General features: G+C 55.3%; 16 protein-coding genes. 5 read left to right on the top strand and 11 right to left on the bottom strand.

Features of this window, described 5'->3' with window-relative positions; translation table 11 throughout:
- Window positions 1-41: 41 nt before the first annotated feature.
- Window positions 42-1,334, bottom strand: coding sequence for a tyrosine-type recombinase/integrase (locus tag J2T47_RS11680; RefSeq protein WP_253447298.1), 1,293 nt, complete (start codon window positions 1,332-1,334; stop codon window positions 42-44).
- A gap of 1,189 nt (window positions 1,335-2,523) precedes the next feature.
- Between J2T47_RS11680 and J2T47_RS11675 the strand changes: the two genes are divergently transcribed.
- From J2T47_RS11675 to J2T47_RS11665, 3 genes are all read left to right on the top strand, one after another.
- Complete coding sequence (locus J2T47_RS11675) at window positions 2,524-3,777, top strand: tyrosine-type recombinase/integrase (protein ID WP_253446366.1); 1,254 nt, start codon at window positions 2,524-2,526, stop codon at window positions 3,775-3,777.
- Between the two features lie 127 nt (window positions 3,778-3,904).
- Window positions 3,905-5,308 carry a tyrosine-type recombinase/integrase gene (locus tag J2T47_RS11670; RefSeq protein WP_253446363.1) on the top strand — a complete coding sequence of 468 codons (1,404 nt, stop codon included), beginning with the start codon at window positions 3,905-3,907 and terminating at the stop codon, window positions 5,306-5,308.
- A complete protein-coding gene (locus tag J2T47_RS11665; protein ID WP_253446360.1) occupies window positions 5,295-7,403 on the top strand; it encodes a hypothetical protein in 2,109 nt (702 codons plus the stop codon). The genes J2T47_RS11670 and J2T47_RS11665 overlap by 14 nt, the downstream gene beginning before the upstream one ends.
- 738 nt (window positions 7,404-8,141) lie before the next feature.
- On the opposite strand, the gene J2T47_RS11660 is transcribed toward J2T47_RS11665, so the two are convergent.
- Window positions 8,142-8,450 (bottom strand): helix-turn-helix domain-containing protein, encoded by a 309-nt coding sequence (locus tag J2T47_RS11660; protein ID WP_253446357.1) that lies wholly within the window; start codon window positions 8,448-8,450, stop codon window positions 8,142-8,144.
- Between the two features lie 87 nt (window positions 8,451-8,537).
- Here J2T47_RS11660 and J2T47_RS11655 point away from each other — a divergent pair, with 87 nt between their 5' ends.
- The gene (locus tag J2T47_RS11655; RefSeq protein WP_253446354.1) at window positions 8,538-8,975 is read left to right on the top strand and encodes a hypothetical protein; all 438 of its coding nucleotides are present in this window, start codon (window positions 8,538-8,540) and stop codon (window positions 8,973-8,975) included.
- Between the two features lie 40 nt (window positions 8,976-9,015).
- Window positions 9,016-9,417 (top strand): hypothetical protein, encoded by a 402-nt coding sequence (locus tag J2T47_RS11650; protein WP_253446351.1) that lies wholly within the window; start codon window positions 9,016-9,018, stop codon window positions 9,415-9,417.
- Here J2T47_RS11650 and J2T47_RS11645 read toward each other — a convergent pair.
- From J2T47_RS11645 to J2T47_RS11600, 9 genes are all read right to left on the bottom strand, one after another.
- Entirely contained in the window at window positions 9,414-10,496 is a 1,083-nt protein-coding gene (locus tag J2T47_RS11645; RefSeq protein ID WP_253446349.1) for a hypothetical protein, read from the bottom strand. The two genes, J2T47_RS11650 and J2T47_RS11645, sit on opposite strands and share 4 nt — an antisense overlap.
- 217 nt (window positions 10,497-10,713) lie before the next feature.
- Entirely contained in the window at window positions 10,714-16,221 is a 5,508-nt protein-coding gene (locus J2T47_RS11640) for a DEAD/DEAH box helicase (protein ID WP_253446346.1), read from the bottom strand.
- A 14-nt stretch (window positions 16,222-16,235) separates the two neighbouring features.
- On the bottom strand, window positions 16,236-16,832 hold the full coding sequence (locus J2T47_RS11635) for a hypothetical protein (RefSeq protein ID WP_253446343.1): 597 nt from the start codon (window positions 16,830-16,832) through the stop codon (window positions 16,236-16,238).
- A gap of 437 nt (window positions 16,833-17,269) precedes the next feature.
- Window positions 17,270-19,162, bottom strand: a complete 1,893-nt coding sequence (locus J2T47_RS11630; protein ID WP_253446340.1) for a hypothetical protein — start codon at window positions 19,160-19,162, stop codon at window positions 17,270-17,272.
- Window positions 19,159-20,826: a hypothetical protein gene (locus J2T47_RS11625; protein WP_253446337.1), complete on the bottom strand. Its 1,668-nt coding sequence runs from the start codon at window positions 20,824-20,826 to the stop codon at window positions 19,159-19,161. The genes J2T47_RS11630 and J2T47_RS11625 overlap by 4 nt, the downstream gene beginning before the upstream one ends.
- Before the next feature lie 18 nt (window positions 20,827-20,844).
- Window positions 20,845-22,080, bottom strand: a complete 1,236-nt coding sequence (locus tag J2T47_RS11620) for a Druantia anti-phage system protein DruA (protein ID WP_253446334.1) — start codon at window positions 22,078-22,080, stop codon at window positions 20,845-20,847.
- A gap of 642 nt (window positions 22,081-22,722) precedes the next feature.
- Entirely contained in the window at window positions 22,723-23,082 is a 360-nt protein-coding gene (locus J2T47_RS11610; protein WP_253446328.1) for a nucleotidyltransferase domain-containing protein, read from the bottom strand.
- Window positions 23,031-23,672 carry a hypothetical protein gene (locus J2T47_RS11605; RefSeq protein WP_253446325.1) on the bottom strand — a complete coding sequence of 214 codons (642 nt, stop codon included), beginning with the start codon at window positions 23,670-23,672 and terminating at the stop codon, window positions 23,031-23,033. The genes J2T47_RS11610 and J2T47_RS11605 overlap by 52 nt, the downstream gene beginning before the upstream one ends.
- A complete protein-coding gene (locus J2T47_RS11600; protein WP_253446321.1) occupies window positions 23,669-24,361 on the bottom strand; it encodes an HNH endonuclease in 693 nt (230 codons plus the stop codon). The genes J2T47_RS11605 and J2T47_RS11600 overlap by 4 nt, the downstream gene beginning before the upstream one ends.
- Window positions 24,362-24,553: the final 192 nt, after the last annotated feature.

Here is a 24,553-nt window from a genome sequence, read left to right as displayed (position 1 = left end):
CAGTGACCAGATGATCGCTGGAACGGCCTCACGGCAATCCCTCAGCGTTTTACCTTTAGCCCCTTAATTGAATGGGCTCGTTGCTCATCGAGAGAGTTGTAGTAGGTGTTTTGCGTCGTGCTAAGGCTGTTATGCCTCAGATCTGCCTGCAGATCCTTCATATCTCGATGAGGAGCATCGAATGTGGCAGATGTGTGGCGTAGCCAGTGCAGAGAGGCGGAACGGAGTTGATCTACCTCGTCATCGCTCCAGCCTTCCTCTCGCATCCTCTGAAGGGCTTGATCAAATACCTCCTGGAGCAAAAGCCTGATGTGACGATCAGAAAGGCCGCCTCGCCCCTTTAGCGTGCTGAGCAACGGCCGCTTTTCATGCGCAGAGGGAAGGGGAGGCAGTTGTAGATGCTTGCGGTACCGGGTCAGGTAGGACTCTATAAACTCATCGCGCACGCTAATTTTCGCCGCCTTGTTCCCTTTACCAACAACGTGGAACCACCAGTTCCCTGTGGTATCTCGCCGGAAATCCCCCATGACGGGCTGCCAGTTATCACGCCCCACAAGGTCAGAGACACGCAGATACATAGAAAAGAGACTGGCGACGATAAAAAGAGTGCGCTCATGAGCAGGGTCAGCTGCCGCCATGAGCTCGGCAGTTTCAATGACAAAGCTCCACTGCAGTTGGGTCAGTGAGCGAGACGCCACATCCAGGGTATTGCGCTGCTTGTAGACCGACTTCTGTTTGACTGCCCGGAACGGATTCACCTCGGTGAATCCTTCGTCTATCGCGTGCTGAAAGAAGCTGCCGCACACGGCAAACACCTGGGCCACGGAGCCCTGGGACATTTTGTAGGCGCTCAAGGGGAGGGCGGTCAGCGTTTCCGATGCGATTTTCCTATCTCGTTTAGGAGCACTGGCAGCGAAAGGACGCCAATGCTCGTTCACGCCATAGGTATCACTGTCAGCGCGCTTCCTTGCGCCGATGCGCACAAAGCGAGACTTAACGATCGGGCCAATCCAGTCAGCAGGCGGATTGAGGCAAAACTCCATGAAGGTTTCTGCATCTCGGCGGCGTAGCTCGATGAGGGGCTTTTCGACAATCAGCGCAGACCACAGAAGCAGGCGCTCAACGTGCGTCCGATAGGAGTTGTAGGTTGCTTGGTTACCGGCATAGGACTTGAGGAAGCCGCGCACGGCTAGATATCCCTCGATAGCCATGCATTGCTCGGGCATTGATCGGAGATAGCCAAGCACGACTGGCAGCTCACCACCCAGGCCCAGGAAGTTGAGTTCATGAAAACGTTCGAAGGTATCGAACAAGGGCTGAGGTGTTTGAGGCATGGCGTCGCCGCGAGAAGATGATGCCTCTAGGATGAGGGTTTTGTGGATATCCTGCAATATCCGGGTCTAGCCATTATCGGATATTACACTTTTGGGTTCGTGCTCCTCAGGGGGCTCTACTGGCTGCAGGGGAGCGCCTCACCGCCGATTCAATTAAGAGACTATTGCTGTGCGCTGATGCCTGAACAACGATGCGTTTCTTCTACCTCGTCTTTTCGTGATCAGGACGCGCTGTAGAGCCTTTGTGTCTTCGAAGCTGAGCTTGCATTTTCGTAGTAAATGACGGCTAAAGACTAAAGACCCGCCTTGCCTTGCACAGGCCAGGCCTGGCCACTGCAATAGGTTTGAGGACTCCGGCTATGAGAAAGATGCGCTCTATGCCGGAACACCAATTCCTAGAGTGCATTTTTTTAAGGGCATGACTCCAACCCCCCTTGAAATAGCGGCTTTTGCCGAGGTGCTGACGCTCAATTAAACCGCACTAATAGTGCGCTATTTGCGGTTGTGGGCCCGAGCGATTCTGTCTGCACGAACCTGGGGGCGAGTGCATTTATTGAGAGGTGCGTGTGCGAGCTTTGAGACCAGCCAACTATCCATCCGCATGAAGTAACAGCTGTTTCCGCTTGATCCAACGCGTATTTCTTTTTAAGGCATCGAATGCGTTTTTTCGTAGCACGCGACACCAGTAAATAAAAATACGCGCGACCAATGGCTAACTCCCTGTAAGAGCTCTATGGCTGAGGATCCCTGAATCAGCAAGCTAAAATGGATCGCAGCTCGAATCGAAGCCATCAGCGCGGGAACTATGCCGCGTAGCCAGTCCAGTTTCTAAAAAATCGGTAACGCAAACGAACGAGTCCAGTTTTTTGAGAACGCATGGCTCAGCCGAGCACCAGCCAGCTGTCGATAGGCGTTGTAACTGATTGATTTTTAATGGTCCATTTTTTGGAGAACGAAAATCCAGTTTTTTGAAAATGCGGTCAGGACTACAAGCAGGCCGTTTAAAGGCTTTTAATCTGTGACACTCGACCCTGCGCTTCGCATAGGCAACTTCGCATAATGTATATTATGTTAAACGATAGGCCATGTTCATAATGTTCATGAGCTTTACAAGCTCTTGATTCGACAGGCCCCCATTCCACGTCCATGCTTGCAAGCCGGCTATGTTCAGTTGTTCATGGGGCCTGCTATGAAGCTGATTCAGTGTCGCCTGTCTGCAGGCAGTCGAATGCCACTGCTGGTGCAGGATGGCGCTGCTGCGCCCTTACCGGTGCTCGTTCCGTTTCTCTATGTCCAACTCAAACTCAAGTACCGTGCCTATAACACCGCTGCAGCGCACCTGAGAGCTATCCAGGCGTTCTATATCTATGCGGAGAGCCGCAGCCTCAGTGTCGATGAGGCCATCCTGGCGTGCCGCTTTGAGTCGATCCTGGCCGTGCTGGACGGCTATGCCGTTTGGCTTCTGAGCGGCCGGCGAGCCGACAATATCTCCGCCAAAATTGGTGCTGCGGATTCATCACTCTTCCCCAAGATCGATCTTCGCACCCGCGACCAGTACCTGCGTTTGCTGAAGCGCTACTTGGCCTGGGCTGCAACCCGTTACCTGCCACGTACTCCAGTCAGTACTGGAGCTCACCACTTAATCAATGCGGCCTTCGTTGACGTCGCGGAAGCTATCGAACGTCGCTTCGACAGTCACATCGTTCAGGTCCGTCCTCAGCAGGCGCGCTACCGCAGTCTGACGGATGCGCAGCTCGAAACCATTCATGTCCTGATCTGCCCAGGTGGCGCGGATAATCCTTTCCCTGAGCGAGTTCAACTGCGCAATTGGCTGATGATCGAACTGTTGCTCGAAACGGGTATGCGTCGTGGGGAACTCCTGAAGCTCTACACTACAGATATCAACCACGGCTCCCAGCACGCCTATGTCAGCATCAATGACCGTGAGCATGATCCAGATGACCCGCGCGCCGAAGAGCCAGCGCTGAAAACACACAGCCGCACAGTAGCGATCTCCTCGCAGTTGTATGAGGTCTACGAGCGGTACATCCAGCGTGGCCGGCGCCCTATCCGTAACGGTAAGCCGATGAAGCTACCGACCCGCTATCTATTCATTTCTGACCGGGGTCGCCCGCTATCAATCCGCGCCTTAGCCAACGTGCTTGATCGACTGTTTCTGACCATTGAACTGGCGCACCCGGGGCTACTGCCTACACTTTCGGCTCACGACTTTCGTCACACCTTCGCTGACCGGTTCTTGGCCTACCTAATTGAGACGCGCGATTACGAACTGGATCGAGCGATGGATGAGCTCCGGCGGGTTTGCGGTTGGTCAGACGCCTCGGTGATGCCACGTCGTTATGCGAGCCGTTATCTCGCGGAGTCGGCCAACCGACATAACGCTCAACGGACTTCAGCAGCATGGAAACGGCTTAACGGCTAAGGAGGTGCCAGTGACTACGCCCGCCAGCCAAGACCAAGTGTCCCCGCCCTCTCCTTCAAGTGCTTACGTATTTCAAGGGCCTCCCCGGGTAGCCATTCGGGCTCGTACCAACGATCAGCCACGATATGTGAATACCCAATCTACTATTTGGAAATGGTACGACGGAGGTTTGCCTATTGAAGTGAATTGGGAAGAGATTAACCTCAACTCAAGTCTGCTGGAAATATTTAAAGGATTCATCGCTCACTCTCTTGAGAAATATGCACCGCGAACTGTAGAAATGTTCTCCAGATTAATAAAAAGAATGTCAAAGAGTGGAATCCTGAAGGATTTTCCTTGGGAGCATAATGATGTTCTGCTTGCAGCTACACGCCTTTCTGACACTCGACACGACCTGGTTGGATTTCGAATATTCTATCGCTGGGCGTTAAGCCGTGGGCTGGCAGGATTTAATCAAGGAACTTATCTCGCAATTAAAGAAATTAAGTCTGACCACGTAGATCAATACTCTCGCATCTTCCTTTCGCAAACTGGATTAGAGCTTAATGAGGAGGTTGGGCTGCTTAAGCGAATTGAACGAGAGGCCGAGAGAGATGGATGGATAAATCTTCAATCCAACATATTACTTCACTTAGGGTTCGAGTTGGCGCCGCGCTTAATTCAATTCCACGCATTAGATGTTTCCGATTTTGAAATGGTTAGAACTGCAGGGCCTGATACGTACTATACCCTCTGGCTACCGATGGCCAAGAAGATCGGCCAGCGTCGTCCAGAGCGACGCCCCCGCAAGATTACCAGACCTCTAGGGGAGAAGATTGAAAGCCATATCTCCGAGCTTAAGCGCCGCTTTGGCAGCACCTGCGAAGCGTTGTTTGTTAGCCCTGCCGGTAAGCGCCTATCGGTAATTGGTATCGGCACTAACCTCAAGAACGAGTTGCGCGAAGCTGGCATAGAGCGACCGAATCAAGTCTCTATGTTACTTCGTCATCACCTAGGTCAAGGTCTGGCAGATCAGGGAACACCGGCAGAGTTGATCGCCGAGTTGCTCGGCCACAACAGCACTGTCGCGGCGCGCGCCTATGTCACGGCGACTCCTAATATTGCCCGCATCAAAGAGAAGGCGCTCGGTAAAAGCCCTGCCTACCAACGCATCATGCGCAGTCTCTTGACGGGTGAAATCGTGCGGCGCCGCGATACTGAGGCCGAAAGGGAAGTTCGTGGGGTTGTCGATATGCAATATATTGGCGACATAGGTGCCTGTGCCCTTCCCACTCACACGCACTGCCCCTACAACCCTGTCTATGCCTGTTACACCTGCAAAAAATTTCATCCTTTCGCGGACGGCCGCCACGAGCAGGTGAAAGAAGCGCTGCAACGGGAGGCGCAACGCTTTATTGATGTGGCCGAGCAAGCTGGTGAACTCCAACACAATCGCACCCTGGCGCAGCACGAGGCCACTATCCTTGCTGTAACGGCCACCATTGAGCGCTGCCAAGGGCATATAGGGGAGTCTGAAGTTGACCCTGTCTAGAGCGCAGCAGAATCTTGACGTGTTCTTAAGGCAGGAACGGGCGGCTTTCCAGTTGTTGCCTATTGAGACGCCGTGGGAGTCAACGCAGTGGTCAGTAGGAAGTTGGCTTCCCCAACGCGGGAAAGCACAAGCGATCACTTTTGAAACACATCGGCAGTCGCTCGAGAAGGCTGGGTATGCCGTTCCACCCAAAGCCCCCCTGCCCCCGGCTTTTCAGGACTTCTGCAAGGCCATTGTTGTGCACCTACAACGCACCCGGGGATTGAAGTTTTCGATGGCGGCGGCCTACAACATCGCGACCAGGCGACTGTACAACCCGCTGTTCGAGCGCGGCGAAATAGACCCGACCCGATTGACACGTGGTGATTTTGATCGCGTTGTCGGTTTTCTTCGCGTGAGTAGTTATAAGAACTTGTACGATGCGATTTCGCACCTCAAGGTGATCGCTGACACGATTGACAAGTTGCAAATAACTGAGGTTGCCATTCACTTTGAGCATGACGTTCGCCCCGAGAAAGCCCGTCATGATTACATTTCCTTGCATGACCCTGATCGTGCGGTAAAGCAACGCGAGTCTGATGAGAAGTTACCGTCTCGCGAAGCCATGGAAGCTTACGCGCAATGCACAAATCAGCCCTTAAGTTCGGGCGAGGAAATTTTGCTCCGAGTGATAGATTTGTTGATTGCGACGGGACAGCGCGGTAACGAGGTTGCAATTATCCCCTATGACTGCTGGGTCGAGCGGCCAATTAGAGATGAACAGGGTGAAGTGGTATTAGACGCTCATGGAAAGGCGCTCGTTGAATGCGGGATTCGGTACTTTGCGGAAAAGCAGTTTCAGTCACGAGTTCATTGGCTCGCTGAAAGTGACGTTCCGCTAGCTAGGCGCGCTGTTGAACGATTGAGGAATTTAACCACTGAGCAACGAGAAATTGCGGTATGGCAAGAGCAGCATCCAGGACGGATCTGGCAGTATTCCGCCGAAGAAGTGATATCTGAGCGAGAGGTCATGAAGTGGCTGGGATTTAGCAACGAGCAAGGATACGGAAGAAACCTCTACCTATATTTGTCTCGAAATGACATTCACCCGCACGACGAACTAGGGGGGCGGAAAAATAAAACGGCATGCAGGAAGTATGTGGCGGGTGAAATTGAGCGCCTGATTGCCCCCAGACTTGGCGGTCACGCAGCACTCACAGAAAATACCAACGGCATAGCTCAAGTCCTACTTAAGACCAGTGAAGTACTTGCTATTGCTTTCGATGGCCAGTTCCGTTTCGGAGGTCGAGAGGCGAATGTGTTCCGTGCGATCCCGCGACGGGTAAGCCTGCTGGATATAAACCGAGCACTAGGCGCTGACTCCAGATACCCCTCCATTTTTTCGCGTCGCTCATTGGTTGAAGCCGACGGATCTCCGATTCGCCTAACGAGTCACCAACCCCGACATTGGCGTAACACCATATATCACTTAACCGGCATGAGTGATGTCCAACAAGCGTTGGCCCTGGGTCGGAAGCGCCTCGATCAGAACAAGTTTTATCAGCACACCAGTATCGAAGAAGCCACCGCTGCCCACCAAGAGTTTCTGGCGTTCAACAGCTACCAAGAACGCATCGATTTTCTACACGCGGGCATTAGAAAGGGCCAAATCCAGGGCTCGTTGACCGATAGCTACCACGCGCTGCTACAAGACAAAGGTACGACCACGGCTGAGACCTTTCTCACGGTGCATGCTACAGCTCTGCATGTCACGCCCTTTGGCGGCTGCGTCCATGATTTCTCCCAGGCGCCCTGCCCTAAACATCTGCAATGTTGGAACGATTGTTCGCACCTGCATCTGATAGGCACGCCATCCGAAAGGAAGAACTTGCAGGAGCAAGCCGAGCGGCTAGCTTCTGCCATCCTTATCATGCGCGAAGGTGGCGATGGCGAGGCCGGCAGTGACGTGTGGCTGGCGGATCAGGAGCACAAACTCAACAATCTGCAGACTGCCCTTTCACGGCATAGTCCTGGTGTTCAGCAGGTATTTCCTGCGGGGCGGCCGATGACGATTTCTGATGCCAACAGGCGCCACAGCTCAGTTTCAGATGAGTAGAGACAGCATAGTGCAACGACAGTCCTTGAGAGGCGCCGCCTTAGATGAGGCGATTGATGCCCTCCTCGTCCAAATGATCAGCCTTGGCTTGGAGCGTGCCCCCATTTCACGCACGGAGGTGCAACGGCGTCTGGGGCTAACGAGTAGAGCGACCTTGGTAGGTGAGCGTGGCAGGCGAATAGAGTCCGCCCGCCTCGTACAACTGAGGGAGAGCGGAAAATACCCTGATAGCGAGCGCGGTCGTAGAAGCTTCGAAGAGAGAATTGCCCATTTGCAGGCAGAGAATGCTGACTTGATCAAGCAGCGAGATCGACTTTACGAGGCCCTGACGGTGATTTCGCAAAACTGCCTAATAAGAGGGCTGGATGTAGAGGAGATTTTTGCTCCACTACGCAAGCGTTAGCAATTTACTGCGCAGTCGGCTTTGGGGCGGAAGCTGCTGTCTAGAGATAGCTAGCTTTTAGTGCACTTGGAAGGCGTAGCGGGATCCTCTCCTTGTGCTTCATGCTCGATGTCGAATGGCACAAGCCGACCATCGGGATACTGCCACATCCACCCCCCGTCCACCTCGATGGCGTGTGGCAGGCCTAGCTCATCAGTTCGCTTAGCTGATTCGGCGGTTGCCTTGGCCATGATCTCTGCCACTTTATCGAGGCCTATCTCTTCAAATAGCGACTTACCCATAGCGAACCCCCTGTGGGCATGCGCTCTGAGATGGTTCAGAACGCTGCAATGTGCTCAGTGATGCCGTTCCTCAGGGCCTGATGCAAGGGCTGCATCAGCGAGATCCTTTCGAATCCTCGCTATCAGGTCCTCTAGGTCCACCTCGCGCTCGAGCTGCAGATACGTGTACGCCAAAAGCGTCATTGGATGCACATCCAACACCGCCGCCAAGCTTCCTACTTTCTCGAGCGTTGGGCTTTTGAGTCCCCGTTCGAGAGTGCTGAGGTAGGTACGACTGCTGACTTGGGAGAAGTCTTCCTGCGTCAGATGCTTGCTCGTCCTCAATGCCTTGAGAGCTTGGCCAAAGGCCTGCTTCGGTTCCATTTGCGCGCCTCGCAAAGGGAACGATGAAGCCCTTCAGAACACTTTAGGACTACAATCTATAGTGTTCATTTTAGCGGAACAGGCCAGATGTTCAGAACCTACAAGCAGGCGGAAATCCCGTCGGATGAGCTGTATGGCGGGGACGCCAAGCTATGGAGCGTCGTCGAGCAGAGCCTCCACAGTCCCTGGTTCTACGTTTCGGTGCTCGAAGGACATCCAGGTCAGACCCTGTGCACGATGCTAATGGTGCAAGAAGTGCCCGTATTAGAGGCGTTGCTTGCCCAGCAAAGCGTGACGATGAAAATTGAGAATGTGCAACTCGTCACCCCAAGCTACTTAAACAACACCGATAGTTGGCGCATGGAGGGGCTGTCTGAGCTTGTGCAGCTCCAAAGCAAGGACTCGCATTGCTACCAATTCCTCGTTGAGAATGGGCGTCGATACGTCGACGGCGATGACCTGACCCAAATGGCTGAGCGGTCGATTATTAACCGGCGCGTCATTTTTCAACGCGGAAGCCTATGACAGAGTGTGTGCAACACAACATGTTGCTCTTGAGGCAAGCATGAATGCAGATGTCGCCGACGTCATTGAACGACGCTTTGAGAGTCATATTGTCAACTTTCGTCCCGGCCGTACTCGTCACCGCAGCCTGACAGATCCCCAACTCCAGATCATTCGCGCACTGACTCGCCCGGGCGCTGCAGAGAATCCGTTTCCGGAGCAACTGCAGTTGCGCAATTGGCTAATGATTGAGTTACTGCTGGAGGCTGGTATCCGTCGCGGAGAGCTTCTGAAGCTCTACACCACGGATATCAATCAGGGGTCTCAGCATGCCTATCTCAGCATCAATGACCGCGAATATGACCCAAGCGCCCCGCGTGCTGAAGAACCTGCTCTGAAAACACATGGACGGAAAGTAGGTTATCTCCGCGCAGCTGGAGCTCGCCCCAGACAGAGGATCTAATTTCTATCCGGCTCTGATTCTAGGACCTGCACGCCTTGGACGTCCGGTGTTGCGCAAAAGACTTCTAACGCAGCGGCTTTAACGCAAATCTGGTTGTATCCACGAAGAATTTCGTCGCTATTTACCAAGAGGAGCGCATTCACCCCCGTGGCTATCCTAGCCCTGGCTTGTTCTCGTACACATTCATCAATGCCATATTCCCTCATTACTCTGTCCAATACGGCATCAACAAACGTGTGTTCAAGTGCGACAATGCAACTCTTGGATACGTTCATATAGGTGAGCGGCCCATTTCCAGAGCCTTTAACCACCCCAGTATCCGTAAGTAGCGCACAGTGCTTATCGAACACAGCGACGAATATAGTTGTGGAGAGCTCTGGGGCTATAAAAAACTCATCTATAAAGTCGTCCAGCTTGGACGCCTCGTCATCCCTATCTACGTAGACAAACAGTAGCAACAGCCGAATCCACTGCTGGTACTCCATTGACGAAACGCAGTAAGTCTTGCAGATATACGCTTCTTCAGCAGGATTTTTTTCGGCCAGGGCCAGATACAGCGCAAGCGCACCAGGTTTATCGAGGGAGTGATCTAAAAATTTATCAAACTGCTTCAATACCTCTTTGATTTTATGAGGATTCCTCAGCCAGTTCATTGTTTTATAGGTATAAATGAATTTGATTCGGTCGAGAAATTTCTCAAAATCGAATCCTTCTAAATCCTTCAAATGGATTTCAGGTCGGATATCCAGACGATCTCTAACGTCGTTGATCATTGCGAGTAAGCTGGACACATGCTCAGGATAGGGAGCTTCGTAACGTTCGAACAAGCGCTCAAAATTCAACCGGTCTTTCTCGCCTGTCCGCATGAAAGTAAACAGGTCCTGAAATCCAAGGTTTCTCCATATCTGAGTTTTTCCTTTCAAATTAACGGTTGGCGTTTGTCTATCGAAAATTGAAAAGCGATAGATTTCGGCCTTTTGGGACTGAGGATCTACCGAGCAAGAGTTCAGGCGCTGCTCGGATCGTGAAACGAAATGCTGGTTAGAGGTGGGGTTTATGAATGCGTCAAGACTGGTCATATCTAGCCTTTGGATACAAAAATGTGGGGAGGATGCCACCATGACGGATAAATGGCCCCAGAAAGGAGCGAGTGTGCCCTGACTGAAATAAATTGGCGGCCGACCCAAGCCCTAGGTGCCAAGCTTATGTCTTACGCCCCGCCGCAGGTGACCTCTCAGAAAACGACCCGCTCAGCCACGCACCAGGTCTGACTGAGCGGGTGGCTGAGTTCCAAAACTACGCTTTGAAAAGTGCCTGAACTTTCAACTGAGCGCTCGCGAGATCTGAGCGTAGTAGGTACTCGTTGAGCCCGATTACCGCGCGAACGCCTGCCGTGCCGGCGCTGGGTTGCTGGCGCTCAAGGTTATCGATCAGCCCCGGGTAGCAACCCACCGCTACCGTTTCACCCTGTTGTTCAACCAGCAAAGGCGCAGACGGAGTGGGGCCAACCCTACAGGCATATCCCGCTAACTCAAGGCTGGCTCGCAACTGAGCGAGCTTTACCAACTGGCCGGTGGCCGATGAACAGGCTGGAACCTCTCCTCGTACCGCGTAACGCAAGAGCATTGCACCCAAATGCCGATCAAGGCGGTGCTGAAGGTGTTGGTTATGGAAGTGGTTGAGGCATTCTGTGCAGGAGATCTCGCATGTGCAGTTTTCTAGCAGCTCAAGCGTCGCGTCTAATACCTCATCCATGTGCCGCGCTACGATCTCTGCGTACCCTGCGCCCCCTGACAACGTGTCGTACAAAAATATATCCAGGATACGGGTGTCATCCTGCAGCGCAGGCTCAATCCTAAAGCCAGAGCCGAACTCGGCAGGGTCCAGATCCAGTTGCCGATGCCGACTGGCCGCTAGCCGCAGCGCCTCTGCAAGTGTATGCAAAGCATCTTCGAGAATATGCAATACCACCCCGTTTACCGTATCGGTCACGATCGGTTCCGCGATTTTGAGACGTAACAGCAGAAGGTCCGTGTCGAAGTGATGGCCTAGCAACACCCGTGCGAACTGGCCAGAGCACTGCGGCGGTGTTCCTTTTGGACCGAGTTGCCTGTAGGGGCGGTCATGTGCTCCCGCCTTCGCTTCTTGATCAAAGACCGAGGCATGGCCGCATTCCATGCAGACTGAAAACCCCCCTTCCCCTGTACCTTCCTTGCCTCGGTTGACGGTGACAAGCGTGCGGTCGACAGCATGGGTGAAGCTTGCATACGGACCGCAGGCCGAAAAGCTGAAAATCTCCGGATCGACGGGTTGCGGCAATTGGGCCATCGTCGCGTAGGTGATTTCCTGCTCGCGGTCATTTTCCGGCAAATCGGCAGCGCCCTCCGGCCCGAACACCTGTGGCACGATCATTTGTTCAGTCACCAACTGTTGGCCGCAGACGGGACAGGTCATCTGATCTTTAGCTGAACGATTAGGGTCACGCACGAAAGAGCAGGCTTTGCAGTGGGTGTGCGGCTTTTTGTTCTCGAAGAGAGGGCCTGCACGATTTACGACACCCGCTGGTAGATCTGCAAAGACACCGCCTGAGCGATAGGTCTTCTTGTCAATGACGATCAGGCGCCCCGGGGCGTACTCGCTCAGGGCTTTGATGATGGACTGCTGCGGGCGTTGCACCGTACGCACTTCCCATCGATCCCGAGCGTTTTTGCTGAACTTTTCCACGAGAAAGCTGCAAAGACTGGTCGGAAACGCGTAGCTGGGGAGCAAGCCGTGGAAGAACAAGAACTCCAGAAGTTCCGCCTGTTCGATACTTGATGGGAGATTTTCGCCATCCTGAATCTCTTGGTCAGCGGGAACTTCATGCGTCGTAGTCGCTTCGACGGTTGCGCTCAGCTTTTTGAGTTCGACCAGCAAGCCCTTACTGGTGTCAGCCAGCCATTCCATCAATGAAAGCCCGCGGGTATCCAGCCCCGGCGGTAGCCAAGCGACAATTGACTCGCGCAGATCGCCGTCGCTGGCCAGCACCCGGCGAGCCACCCAAGCTTCGAAGCTGTTCAAAGTGGGGCCGGTTTGCTCGGTGCTGCAGAAGAAATCCTCAGTCGGCCCCAGTGCTTTGAGCAGCGACGAGTTTTTCTCAGTCAACGCACCGGTGCATTGCGCCATGATTTCATGGAAAAAAGTCTGGATCAGGTACGCGTGAAGATGCCGACGGGCGATTTTCGCATTATCGATCTTAACCTCTGGCGTACGAGGTGGACCTGCCACGATACGTGCTGGGTTCAAGAAGTAGTGGCTGTCATGTGGACCATTCTGTGAGTAGGTGACTACGGTAGAGACCGACGAACCTCGCCGCCCTGCCCGACCAGCGCGCTGCTGGTAGTTTTCCCGCTGCGGAGGGACGTTTCGCAGCGCTACTGCCACCAACGAGCCAATGTCGACGCCTACCTCCATGGTCGTTGTGCAACTGAGTACGTCGATCGGGCGATCTCGATCCTCGATCAGCACGTCTTGGAACCGCATCTCATAGAGTTCTGTGGTCGCATGCACCCTGCTACGGTCACGATTCGATAACTGTGCAGTATGTTCTTCGACGCTCATGTTGGACAGCTCTGCTCCTGGCGTTAGAGCCCTAGCCACTGGAAGCCGCCAGAAGTTTTTACGCGCAGTGACATAGTCGCTGTTCTTCGGATCGAGGGACGATGCTGCGTCGCTGCCACACGCCAGACAAACCTTACCCGCCAAGGCGAAAGGCATCAGCGCAGTGCAGTCAGCGCATTGCGCCCAACAGTGGGCTAAGTCGACGACAACGGCTAAGGAGTCGGGCACCAGGAACCAAGCACCCTCGAATTCTTCCGCCAATTGATCTCGGAAGATCGATTCAACGCGTTGTACTGCCTCACTTGACCAACCGAAATGGTTGATCAGACTCTCCTTCAATGATTTCCCAAACTGACCGTTGCTTCCCCAGGCCGAGTTCGCATAACCGGCTGCCTTCCAGCGATAGACCGATTCGATGGATTTGTCGAAGGCATATTCCTGCAGCATCGAGTCAATCCATCCTACCGCCAATTCACGGACGTTCGCTTCGCTGATCGCGAGCCCGGCAGTCGACAGGTGCTGGCTGAGTTTTCGCAATTTCAGAGGGGTTGGCTCAACGAAGCCGACCATTGTCCCCGTCAGTGAGTAATAGTTGCCACAAAGAAGTTTGAGGAGGGCAATCTGGTAGCGCGCCGGGATTTCCTGTGGCGTAAAACTTGCCTCAATGGCTTCGACCAGATCGGAATCATAATTGTCATCAAGTAATTTGCGTGCATTCTCGACTCGTCTCGAATCACCGCCGTCGAACATTGGTAGGTCGTGGTCGTTCAAGACGCAAAGGAAGGCTAAATAGAGTAAGGCCGTGGGCTTGGCGGGTTTTTCTAAATCCATGAGTTTGTGACAAGCCAATGCGACAGCCTGTCGAAACACGTCGAGTTCAATATCGCGTGGAATATCACGTGCTAGCCGAGCGGCCTTTTGCCGACCGTCTGAGAAAATCAGCACCTTGCGACCGGCGTTCGGGTGCCGTTTATCTTTGGCTCGACTGGCGGATTGTTTCGCCATCTGCGTCCGAACGAGCGCAGTGAACGGCGCCTCCCCCTTGGTGAGGTGATCCATGATTTTCGATGGGGCATCTTTGGCGTTTTTGATCTTACGCGTACAGACCGGGCAGTGATCAAAAGTTAGATTGCCTGCGTCCGCCGCCTTGTCCGGTACACGGACCCTCCGGAACCCGGTTTCGTCGCCCGGCTGTTCATTCGAGAGCTTGCCACTGGCCATATGCAGCCATTTCTCGATATGTCGACTGCGAGGATGGACCGCGTCCTCCACGCACAACTCTATCGGCATCAGTGTAGAAACCGCACCGTCGGATAACGGGCCACTGGGCTGGTGCCAAACGAAGTCCTGGTCCTCGTTTACAAAGCCACGTAGAAAAGCGGCTCCGCAGTCACGATGTGTGAGCAGTTCATACACGCGGCCATTGGCCTCGCAGCCACACTGGGTTGAAGGTTTCGTATACAGGCGGCCCAGGATAGTGGGGCCGTCATGATGGCCTAAGCGCTCGGAACAGGCAGGGTTCACGCAAGCGAACAGACCAGGTAATCCGCGATGGAAGAGGTGCAGGCGCGTCGGCAACAACACCCTTCCATCCGTGCTCCGCTGTGCGTAGCTACCCAGTGCCAAGAGTGCGTCGGTGGCTTTTTCCGCATGGACCGCCGGGTGATTGCCAAACAGCCGATCACTCAGATCGTCTAGTCGAACCGCACGGCCCGATACCTCGGTAATCAAGTTTTCCAGCGGTTCGAATCCCGTGAGACGTTCGAACAACCAGTTGCGAAACGCAGCATGATCCCCCTGCGGCGGTTGGCTCCATCCGAGCCGATGGGCGAGTTGCGCCGCAGCTTCAGTAGCCGCATTGAGGTCCTCGGCCGAGCGTTGAAAATCTGCCAGATTGAAATCTGCCAGCGCCTCAAGCTGTGCTACTGGCGCTACCTGTGATACGCAACGTTGCTCCGGTGTCCCCTGGATCACCCTGATGCGTCGCGGCGATGTGTCGGCCAAGCCCGTCAAGTCCCGCGCAAAGCGCTCGCCATCAACCTCGGCGGTGTCTGCGGGGCCCAGACTCGCACTGGTCATGATGCATCGCATGCGCTCTCGTGGAATGTCGAGCCGCGCGCAGAGACGCCGGATCAACAAAGCCACCTCGGCTCCACCGGCCCCCCTGTACATATGCGCCTCGTCCAGAACGAGGATAAACTCGTTGCGCGGGTCCGCTTTAAGCCATGCCTTCGTCCGGTCAAAGATATCGCGCTCGATCGGTCGCATGAGCATGTATTCGAGCATAGAGTAGTTGGTGATCAATAGCTCGGGACAACGCGCTTGCATTTCATGGCGAGTCATCATCTCGCGATCAGTGGGCTGGGTCTGAAGCCGGTCTGCCCAATGCTTTTTGGTGAAGTTGTCGCCCTTCTTCTTCCCCGATGCATAGGTCTTGATTTCAATTGCTGCGGTGCCGTAGAACCCCTCCAAGTCCTTGCTCGGCCAGCGCCCGATCCTGACCAGTTCATCTTTCACGGCAGGCTTCACGGCCACTTTGTTATAAAACTCTTCAAACAGCGGCTCTATAAAGCGCTCGTCGCGTTCTTTGGAGCGCTCTCCTGGGTACGGGGTGCGCCCGGTATAGCTACCGAAACAAATCGGCTGGGAGCGGCTTTGAGTCAAGATCGACGATGCCTCAGTGTTTCCTATGAGGCGTCGGATCCGCGCCAACTGGTCATTGACCAAGGCGTTCATGGGGTAGAGCAATAGGGCCCGACAACCCGGCAACTGCGCTGACTCGGGCCGCTCCTGCCCCTCGATTGCCAATTGGCCAATAATTGGCATAAGGAAACTTTCGGTTTTGCCCGAACCGGTACCCGTTGCAACGACAAGATCCGCTGCCTCGGCACCTAAAAATGCGGTGAGCGCCTGCGATTGGTGCTCGTAGGGACGAGGGTAAAGGCCGAGTCCCATGAGCGACAACTGAGTGAGCGTATCGGAGGCAATCTTCGGAATGGCGAGATGTTCGAACGGATCGCCTACTTTGTAGACCGCCGTCGCTTCTACATAAGGCGTCTGAACAATAGTTTCAGGGCGCAGCAGCAGAGCATGACGCTCTCTGACAAGCCCTTCATCACGAATATGGTATTGCGCTTCGATGTATTGCCGAAGGCTCTCGGCCAAACTTTTCGCTGTCTCGTGAACACCCGACGCTTCATTCATCGAAATCCCTCCCATTATTGTCTTCCCTCTGCAAACTCACGTTCAGTCAGGTCCACGCGTAGCCCTGTCAGCGCTTGGCGCACGAGCGGAAACATCTCACGCGGTATTACATAGTTGGTCGCGGTTGCGCCGCCACCGCTAGGCGGCGGTAATTGCCAGCCCAGCAGCAGCGCTCGTGCCTCTTCCCGCGGCAAATGACGACTCAGGCGCAGTCGAACCTGTGATTGCCACACATGCGCTTGAACTTTCATGGGATAACCGGCTTGTGCGTCGAGGTAAAACTGCAAGCGACTCGCCTCATCCCGTCGCAGTCCGGTCATCTGCCGCAGATGGCCTCGCGACACCTGGGCCACAAAGTATTCAAACCGTGGACCTGTCCGACATTTGGCAAGAAAGAGACCTTCGGCGGTCGCGCAGGCAGGCAGTGCCGCCCAATTTCCACTGGTGCGGATTGAAACGTCCGCAAGCTCATTCAGCGCAGGTTTCAACTGCGCCTTGGCCTTCGTCAATAATTGGATCGACCACTCCTGCAATCCTTCGAGCGGTGCGCCAATCCATTCCTGTGGCTCCCAGAGGTCGATGCGTCCTGCACAAGCATCGACGTCGATCATCCTGAGCCTGCCTGCCCCACGCATCGTGATTGAGAAAGGAAAGGTTTGTGCAGGCCCTCCGCCGGTGATCACCGCCAGCGGGCCCCCGGTTCTGATCGCCTGTGGTGGAGGGGTTAGCCAACGTCCGCCGTCGAGTCGCACCAGATCCCCTAGCTTACCCAGGCTCTCCAAAATCGCTTTGACACCCGGTTCAGCGGCCTGCTCGTCGTCGAGCGTCGGCCACAGGGGGAGCAAACGCCGGCGAACCAGGCTCGTCAAGCTGAGCGTGGTCGCAGGCACCCAAGTTTCCCGATCCGTGTTGGGCGCAGAACACAGATAGGATGCGACCCGAAGGCACTCAGCTACCGCCGCGATCCTCAATCCTTCACCGTCACCTCTACAGCCCAAACCGGCTGCCAGGGTTTTCCGAGCGGCATCGCGATCGCTCCCTAGCCACTTCACTCAACACGCTCCGCATGGACCGCCTGCGCGTTGATTTCATTCAGAAGCTCGGTGGCGCTACGCGTAATTGCGTCGACCGGCCCCCCGAGGGATTGCGCCCACGGCAGTGCCCATTGCTTAAGTACCACATGAAGCGTTCGCTCCGAAGGGCCTGGTGATAGGAGTCGCAGTTGGGCGTATGCCCGGTCAGCGACTCGTAGCCACAGATTCCCAGGAATAAAATCTACCTGTGCAAGGCGCTCCCTCAACGTGCTCGGTAGAGCCAACAGCGTGCTCTCGGCAGGGCCGTGCAGGGCTTTCCAATCTTCCACAGCTAGATGGCCAAACTGCATCAGCGGCACCTGGGCGGATACCCCCCGCATAGCAAATTCATCCGTATCAAACACGGGTCCGAGTTCAGACAACGTACCGCCGTCTGGAAATGCCGCAGGGCCGTGAGTCCAAGACGCGATCAGAACCGGACGCGTATCGACCGTCAGGGTGAACTGACGACGCGCCACAAGATCGCGGATGGCACTGCCATACACCTCAAACGCAGACCGGTTGGCCCCCTTGAGCAGCAGGCATCCAGACGAGTCGCTCACTACTTCGAGGCAGTCGGTCGCGGCATCCTCCGACAGGAGGCCGACGGGAACCCGCCACTCATGGAAAATCGCCCCTCCTACAGCTGCTGCCACGGCATCTGCAATTAAGTCAGCCGTTGACCCTTTGAACTGAATCAACTGGCCGGAAATGACTGCTGCCAGGATGTGCCATGCGCAACGATTGGCATCGTTCTTCACTACACCGCATGCCTGCAGATTGTTGGCTATGACCTTCCAGGCGGCGTCAATAGAGCTGACTTCAACGAACGGGCCGGTTGCTTCGTTCTCGATCAAGCGTACGCGTGTCTGGCCACCCGTCTCGTCACGCGGTTTGGCAAACCGAAAGTCATGCTCGTCGAGGCGTTCGCGCAACGCCGCAATGGTGGCCGCCGTGACCTCCCAGTCGGGAATGCGTGCACCAAGGGTGGTCAGTGCTTCCTCGAAAGCTAGGACCTGTGCGCGCTCAGCCACCAGGTCTGCGACCTGAACAGAGAGGGAGTCCAGCGCAGTCGACATGTGCTCGCCGCGGAGGTCTGCGCGCGCCACCGCATGCGATACCTCTTGCTGCGCCCCGGCCGTTGACTGAGCCAGTTCGCTCAGTTGTTGCAAGCGGTCAGTGACACTGCGCAGCGCAGTACGCAATGCTTCGACATCATGGTCAACACCAGCGAAACTGCCCGTCAGTTGCTTAACCGTTTCAGTCGTTGCAGTGACATTCACTTCCAGTTGGTCGACGCGCTCAGCGGTCTCCTCCGCCGCCGATTCGGCCAGTTCAAAATAACCCTCAATTTTATCCAAACGCCCCGGCAAGCCATCGATCATGCGATCCCTGGCCAGGGTGGACGCCGGATGAAAGCTGTTCAGGGCTGCCTGCATCGCCGGGTTTTCGGCGAAACTGCTGTACGCGGCCAGTCGCTCGACCGTTTCCCGAGGAGCGTCCGGGTACAACTCGGCTAATCGTATGAAGAACTCAGCGCCTGCGTCTGCCGATTGGGATGACTTGTCTGCAGCGGGAAACGCGCTGTCCAAACGGCTCTTTGCCCACGCCACCCACAGGCTAGCGAAAGCTTGCCAGTCTGCCTCCCCTTTCTGACCCGGCTGAGGATGCACCAGGTGCCCGATCAACCGCCGTTGTTTCTCCTTGACTTCTAGCGGGGACCCGCGCCTAAACCCGGGGATCGAGGCTTGACGGTCGAAGAACGACTTGCGAAAGGCATGGGGTACCTCTTCGATGAACTCGGTAATCATCGTGACTCCGAGCGCCGAGATCCGCTCTCGTGCCTCTTGGCTGTACAGGTAGCTCATCGCGAGACTCCATCTCCTGAAAAACGAATTTCAAATCCACAGGCGCGCACAGCAGTCACCAGTTGACGGTAGTGAGGGAGCAACTCCGGCCTAGGCACTAATGCACCAAGCGCGCTGACCAATGCCTGATCACTGCCAGAGATTGCAGTTACCCCACCGACGTGTAGCTGGGATAGAAAGCTCTGCAGACGCAAGCGTAAGGATCGCCCGAGCGACAGCAAAGCGGGTGTGGGAGTGGCCGGCAGTTGTATAGCCCCGATGGCCAACCGGCCCAACCCGCCAAAATCCAAATAGAGCTGGTAATGCGGGTCAGTGAGATATTGTTTGAGCAGGCTATTCATTGCCGGTGGCAACTGGCATGCCTGTGGTGCGTGGTCAGCCGACACTTCGCTAGACGCCAGTCGGCGGTACTCCTTATGCCCACTGGGTGAGACAACCTCCAGCCTACCTTGGGCCCCTCTCGGCATTGTGAGGGAGTCAAAATGCAGCTCCCCCGCTCGCGTGGCCATCACATACGATTGGCTTTGCCTACGGTGCAATGAGGCAACAAGACGTTCGCCACACTCGTCAATGAAGACCAGATCCACCGTAGGGTGTTTAAAGCTTCGTCCCAGCGATGTGCTCTTGAAAAAAAACTTGTCGACATCTGGGTGACCGCTCTTGCCGACCCTGAATTCATCGCTTCCAGCGCGTATCACTGTGAATAGCGCGGGTGATCGATCGGGGGCTGTTGCGGAAATGCGATCATGCTGATTGAAGGCTTGTAAGGTTGGTCCGCCGTCGTGGGGGCTACCCGGCATCCTATGGGCGGCCAGGATGACCGCGTCGGACTCGATATATTCAACCGTATTGATGCTCGCGTTGCGGCTCAGGAACGGCCAAATGGTCGTGATCGCAGGCGCCGCAGGCATCACGCTCAGTTGAGTAAAGGCTTCCAGCCAACTGATACAGGCGTCTGAGGGGGCTTCCGGTACTGTGACCAGGGCCAAATTCCAGCCTTGCCGCGACTTGAGTCTGTCCACCAGCAGTTCTTCAGGGAACTCCGGGGTCACCGGTGCCGACCATAGCAGGGCGTAGGTTTCGCAGCGATTTAGTCCTTGCGCGCGGGGAAACCCCCTTTCGGCGCCTCGGCCAATAGCGGTGAATGCGGCCGCACCCAATGCAGGTAGACCTGGGCACGTCCGAGCAACTTCCATTACGAACGAAGGGTCCGGCTTGCCTTCGAAGGACATGATCCTGTAGTCGTTCGCCGTGGGCTCGGCCATGACCCTGAAGCCTGAGCCCATCCCCCGCATATCGAGCTTTTGTACCCTGCCGCCGACATCGAGTTTGACGAAGGCATGACATGCTCGACAGGGGGGCAGGATTAATTCAATCCACCACGCCCCGGCGTTCTCACCTTTTTTTATCAGCAGGCGCAGGTCCATCTGCCGCGTTGGCAGTTGTTGAACCTTGTCATGACTGACGTGGCTCAATGAGCCCGCCATGAAATAGGGGCAGGAACTGGAGGATACGCCACGCCAATGGGCGAAGTAGTTTTTTCGCGATGGCCCCGAACGAAGTCCGACCCGCTTGCGGCAGTAGGAACAAATATAATAGCCGGTGCGCGACGCTATATCGGCGGTAACCGATTTATTCTTGACCGGGTCTATGGCGCAATCCATCGCTCATATCCTTCGTATTTAACTGCGTAAACCTACAACGCAACGCGACTCGGTGGCTAAGTGGCTGGGTGCTGAAAAATGGCACGCTTGGCTGCCGTACAGGTGAATTAGATCCGTCGGCTTCCAATCGCGAAACTCGGGCCTGTTCCTTGAGCGTGGAATCATCCAGCGATTCAGCGCTAATTCACCGATTTCACCTACCGACAACAGCGATTGGGTGTCTGGTTTTCCGCTGCCGCATTGCAGGAGCTTCGCGGCGTTGCCGGCCAATTGACAGATGAAGACTTCACGCTGGATGCCGTGGCGCATCAGATCGTCCTTGAAGCCCAGTGCCTTCAGTGCCGCGCGCGTGGTGCGCAACCGCCAATTAGGGCCCTGGCCGAAGGCGTGTTGGTCGGCATAATGATGGTCGAGTTCACGAAGATAGTCTCGAAGCTCAATAAACAACCAGTCGGGTATATGAAAATGTCCCCAGCCACCGGTAAAGCCGATGGACTTTAGGTACTCCGTGCCATCCAGTTTCAATCGGTTATAGACCGCGGAACGCCCCATCGACGAGGTTGTCACGACCGCCAGCAGACGCGCATTTTTTTCGGCCTGCGAAATGATGCCTGTAGAACCTCCGTAGGCACTGGCAAAATCATCATAAATGTCCCGACTGCGAAGCAGGCAAGCGACTAGCTTACCGCCCAATAAGGCGTTGTAAGGTGGGACCGATCCAAGGACATAGGCATCCATCAAGTTGACCAGCCGGGCAGCCCTGTCCGCCGTATCCCAGCCGATGAATTTGTCTCTGACGCCAAGGTTGAAAACCGGATCACCTATGGCAATCAACCCCATCAGTTTGCCATTCGCCTGGTCCCAGACAAGGTAACGCAGGCGCCTGCCAAAACCGTTAGACACAGGGACGGACCAAGACAGTGACGCCAGCCGAAAGAGGTCACTTTGCCATGTGCCGGACGACACGCGTTCAAGCACCGGGGAAATCTTTTCCGGTACAACCTCGCAGCCATTCGCAAAATATGGCATCAGTTTGGCACTGCTCCGCGCGATAAAGCGTTCGCTGGCGCTGAGCCGTTCTTCGCGTTGGGTGCCGTGCAAAGCACGGATGGCTTCCTTACCATTTCCAGGAGGACACAGGGCCCCCTCCTGTGTCCTCGTGAAACCTAGCTGATGCAAATGCTCTCGCACTTTTCGCTTGAGATTTGCTTCTCTCGGATTGACTCCAATAATAATCGCTCTGCCAGTTGGCATGTTGCTGCATCCTTGCTTGGAGTTCATCTGAGGTAGGCGAATAAAGGTCGAGCTGTTTCGCCTCCGACGCCCAGAAGTAATTCGCACAGGCGTCAAAGCACCCCACGTCGAGGGGAAATGCACGTAGTTGCCATATTGAGTCCGATCCTACGCCGCCACCACCGTTTTATGAAGAGGCGCGCCACTAAAATGACATCAACGCAGCCAGGCATGCCTGATGGAGCGATTCAGATGTCTTGCCGGCTCTTGGTCTCAGTTGGGCGGGTCTGGCCAAACACCTTAGCTATCCCGAGGCATCCTTGTTGGCCGCTCTACGATCTCAAGCCGCACTGGATGCGGACTTAGCTGTACGTCTTGAGCAAGCAGGAATTGGATCGGCTCGCGATTGGGGCGCGATGCAGATGGCCTACGACCTAGCGCAAGCACGGCAGCCCACGCAGCCAACCATACAGCCATTGAAACCTTGACCCCCTGATAACAAAGGCGATGTGAGAGTTCTTCATCACTATGCCTCCGACAGGGACCAAGGGAACTGCTCGGCGCAGCCCCTTAGTAAGCATGTACCCGGCAGTTGCCGACCCAGGCATTACCAGAGGGTTGAGCAGGAATGGTGGGGCCTGTGAAGACAGGCCGAGGAAGACCTCAAAATAGCTCCTGGACATAGCTAGCTGAGCGAGCCAACTGCGAGAGTGGAACGCACCCCTCACGAGAGACGAACGCCGTGGCCTCCGCCTCTGTCGGCATCATGTATAAGATGTCGAGCGGAAGCTTAGCACCAGCGGCTTTCAACTCACTTTTGAGTCGAACGAGCGGTGCGCCAGATGGACCAACAACCAACACGTCGTAATCGCTGCCGACACCACGGAGTGATGAACCAAACATGAAGGTCTCGAAGTACCGCAACGTCGGGCAGGTTTCGAGTAGAAAGCCTGCCACTTCCGCTGCTGTCATCAGCCCTTCAGCAAAATCGCCCTCAAGTCTTCCCACTTCAGTACTTTGCACCCCAGCTCCCGGCCAGCCTCAATGGCGCTTTGATCTGGTGATCCATTGGGGTTGATGTTCCACGCAATGTCCACCGCACCGAAATCGTCCCAGAGACTGCGGACGGCATCTGCTGTCGGCTCATACTCCCAGATCATCCCTATCCTGAGTGAGCGACCACTAGAAAGGGCAAGACTGAACACACGATCGAACTCACGACGGATATTCGTTACGTAACGTAGCTGCAAAATCAATCGGTAAGAAAATGCGTAGTTTTTGTGAGATGCCCTTCTTACTGAGCCCTTCGGAATTGCCGATCCAAGTGTTCCATAATTTCCCCATCCGATCGGTTTGTCCTCCAGGAAAGCGATTGCCCCCCCCTCCCAAACGCATTCCTTGCGATAACCGCAGAGGAAATCCATCTCCGGCCATTGCTCGTAGAATCGGGCAGCCAATTCGGCGTCCATCTTATAGGTGTCACTGATGACAGCCAAAACGTCAGGTTGCTCACTAACCGAGATGCGAATAGCGTCGCCCCCAGCATGCTCTGCCGAGATGACGCCGCTTTCACGCCGGATGTTTTCCAGCGCATATTTCACCTGCCACTTCATGCAAAAATTCCATCTATTTGTACCGGATAGCGAATAGCGCGGCCGGAGACGCCACAGACGTGACGTTCAACCAGCCCTCGGACATGCTCCTGGTACTGGGCAAAGGCCTCATGCTCGGCCGCGCTCATGTGGTGCTGGTTCGCCGTGATAATGCGTTGGATACGAAAGTGATTGGGCAGGATGACGTTGCGCATCCTGTGCGACCAGGTGTTCGCTGACTCTGACTCCGGGTCATACTCGAAGCTCGTACCCTCGCAAGGAGCGAGCCTCTTCCAGATCGCCTTGTTCTCCGCCATGGCAGTCGTAATGGCGTTTCTAACCTGCGAACGCTCCTCATAGGCGTGCACGCCTTGCTTGCTGGCCAGTGCCGCGAGGTGGTTGCTCTTCCACATCAACAACGTGGCGCGGTTGTACAAGGGTGAGTTCTTGTCGATGGTCGTATGGCAACTGGGGCATAGGAGCAGGAGATTCTCAAAGGAGTCGGCTTCGAATTCACCAGCAGGTCGCTCCTCATGACGTGGCCCCTTTTCACCATGCGGGATCACGTGCGCCATCTCCGCGATGTGCTTTTCACCTCCCATCTCTACCGGAAACAGGGGTTGCAGGCAGTCCGGGTGCTGGCAGTGGCCAGCCGCCTCCGCGAAAAGCCGAAGCTTGATTTCCTTTGGGATGTGCTTTCGATCTGCCATGGTCGCGCTCCAAAAGTTGTGGTACGTAGACTAGCGGTAGACCGTGCAGACTCATAGACCGGCCTTGGGCGGGTCCGACATCAAATGATGCAGTCGGCTGCGATTTTTCCGGACGCTAGCGCCTGAAGCGGTGCCGGCGCTACTGGCCACTCGCCTCTTTCCTGTGGAGGTCGTAACATCGAGTGCATGGCC

Source organism: Pseudomonas nitroreducens (assembly GCF_024170165.1).
GTDB classification, from domain to species: domain Bacteria; phylum Pseudomonadota; class Gammaproteobacteria; order Pseudomonadales; family Pseudomonadaceae; genus Pseudomonas; species Pseudomonas nitroreducens_C.
This window is presented reverse-complemented; position numbering and strand designations above follow the sequence as displayed.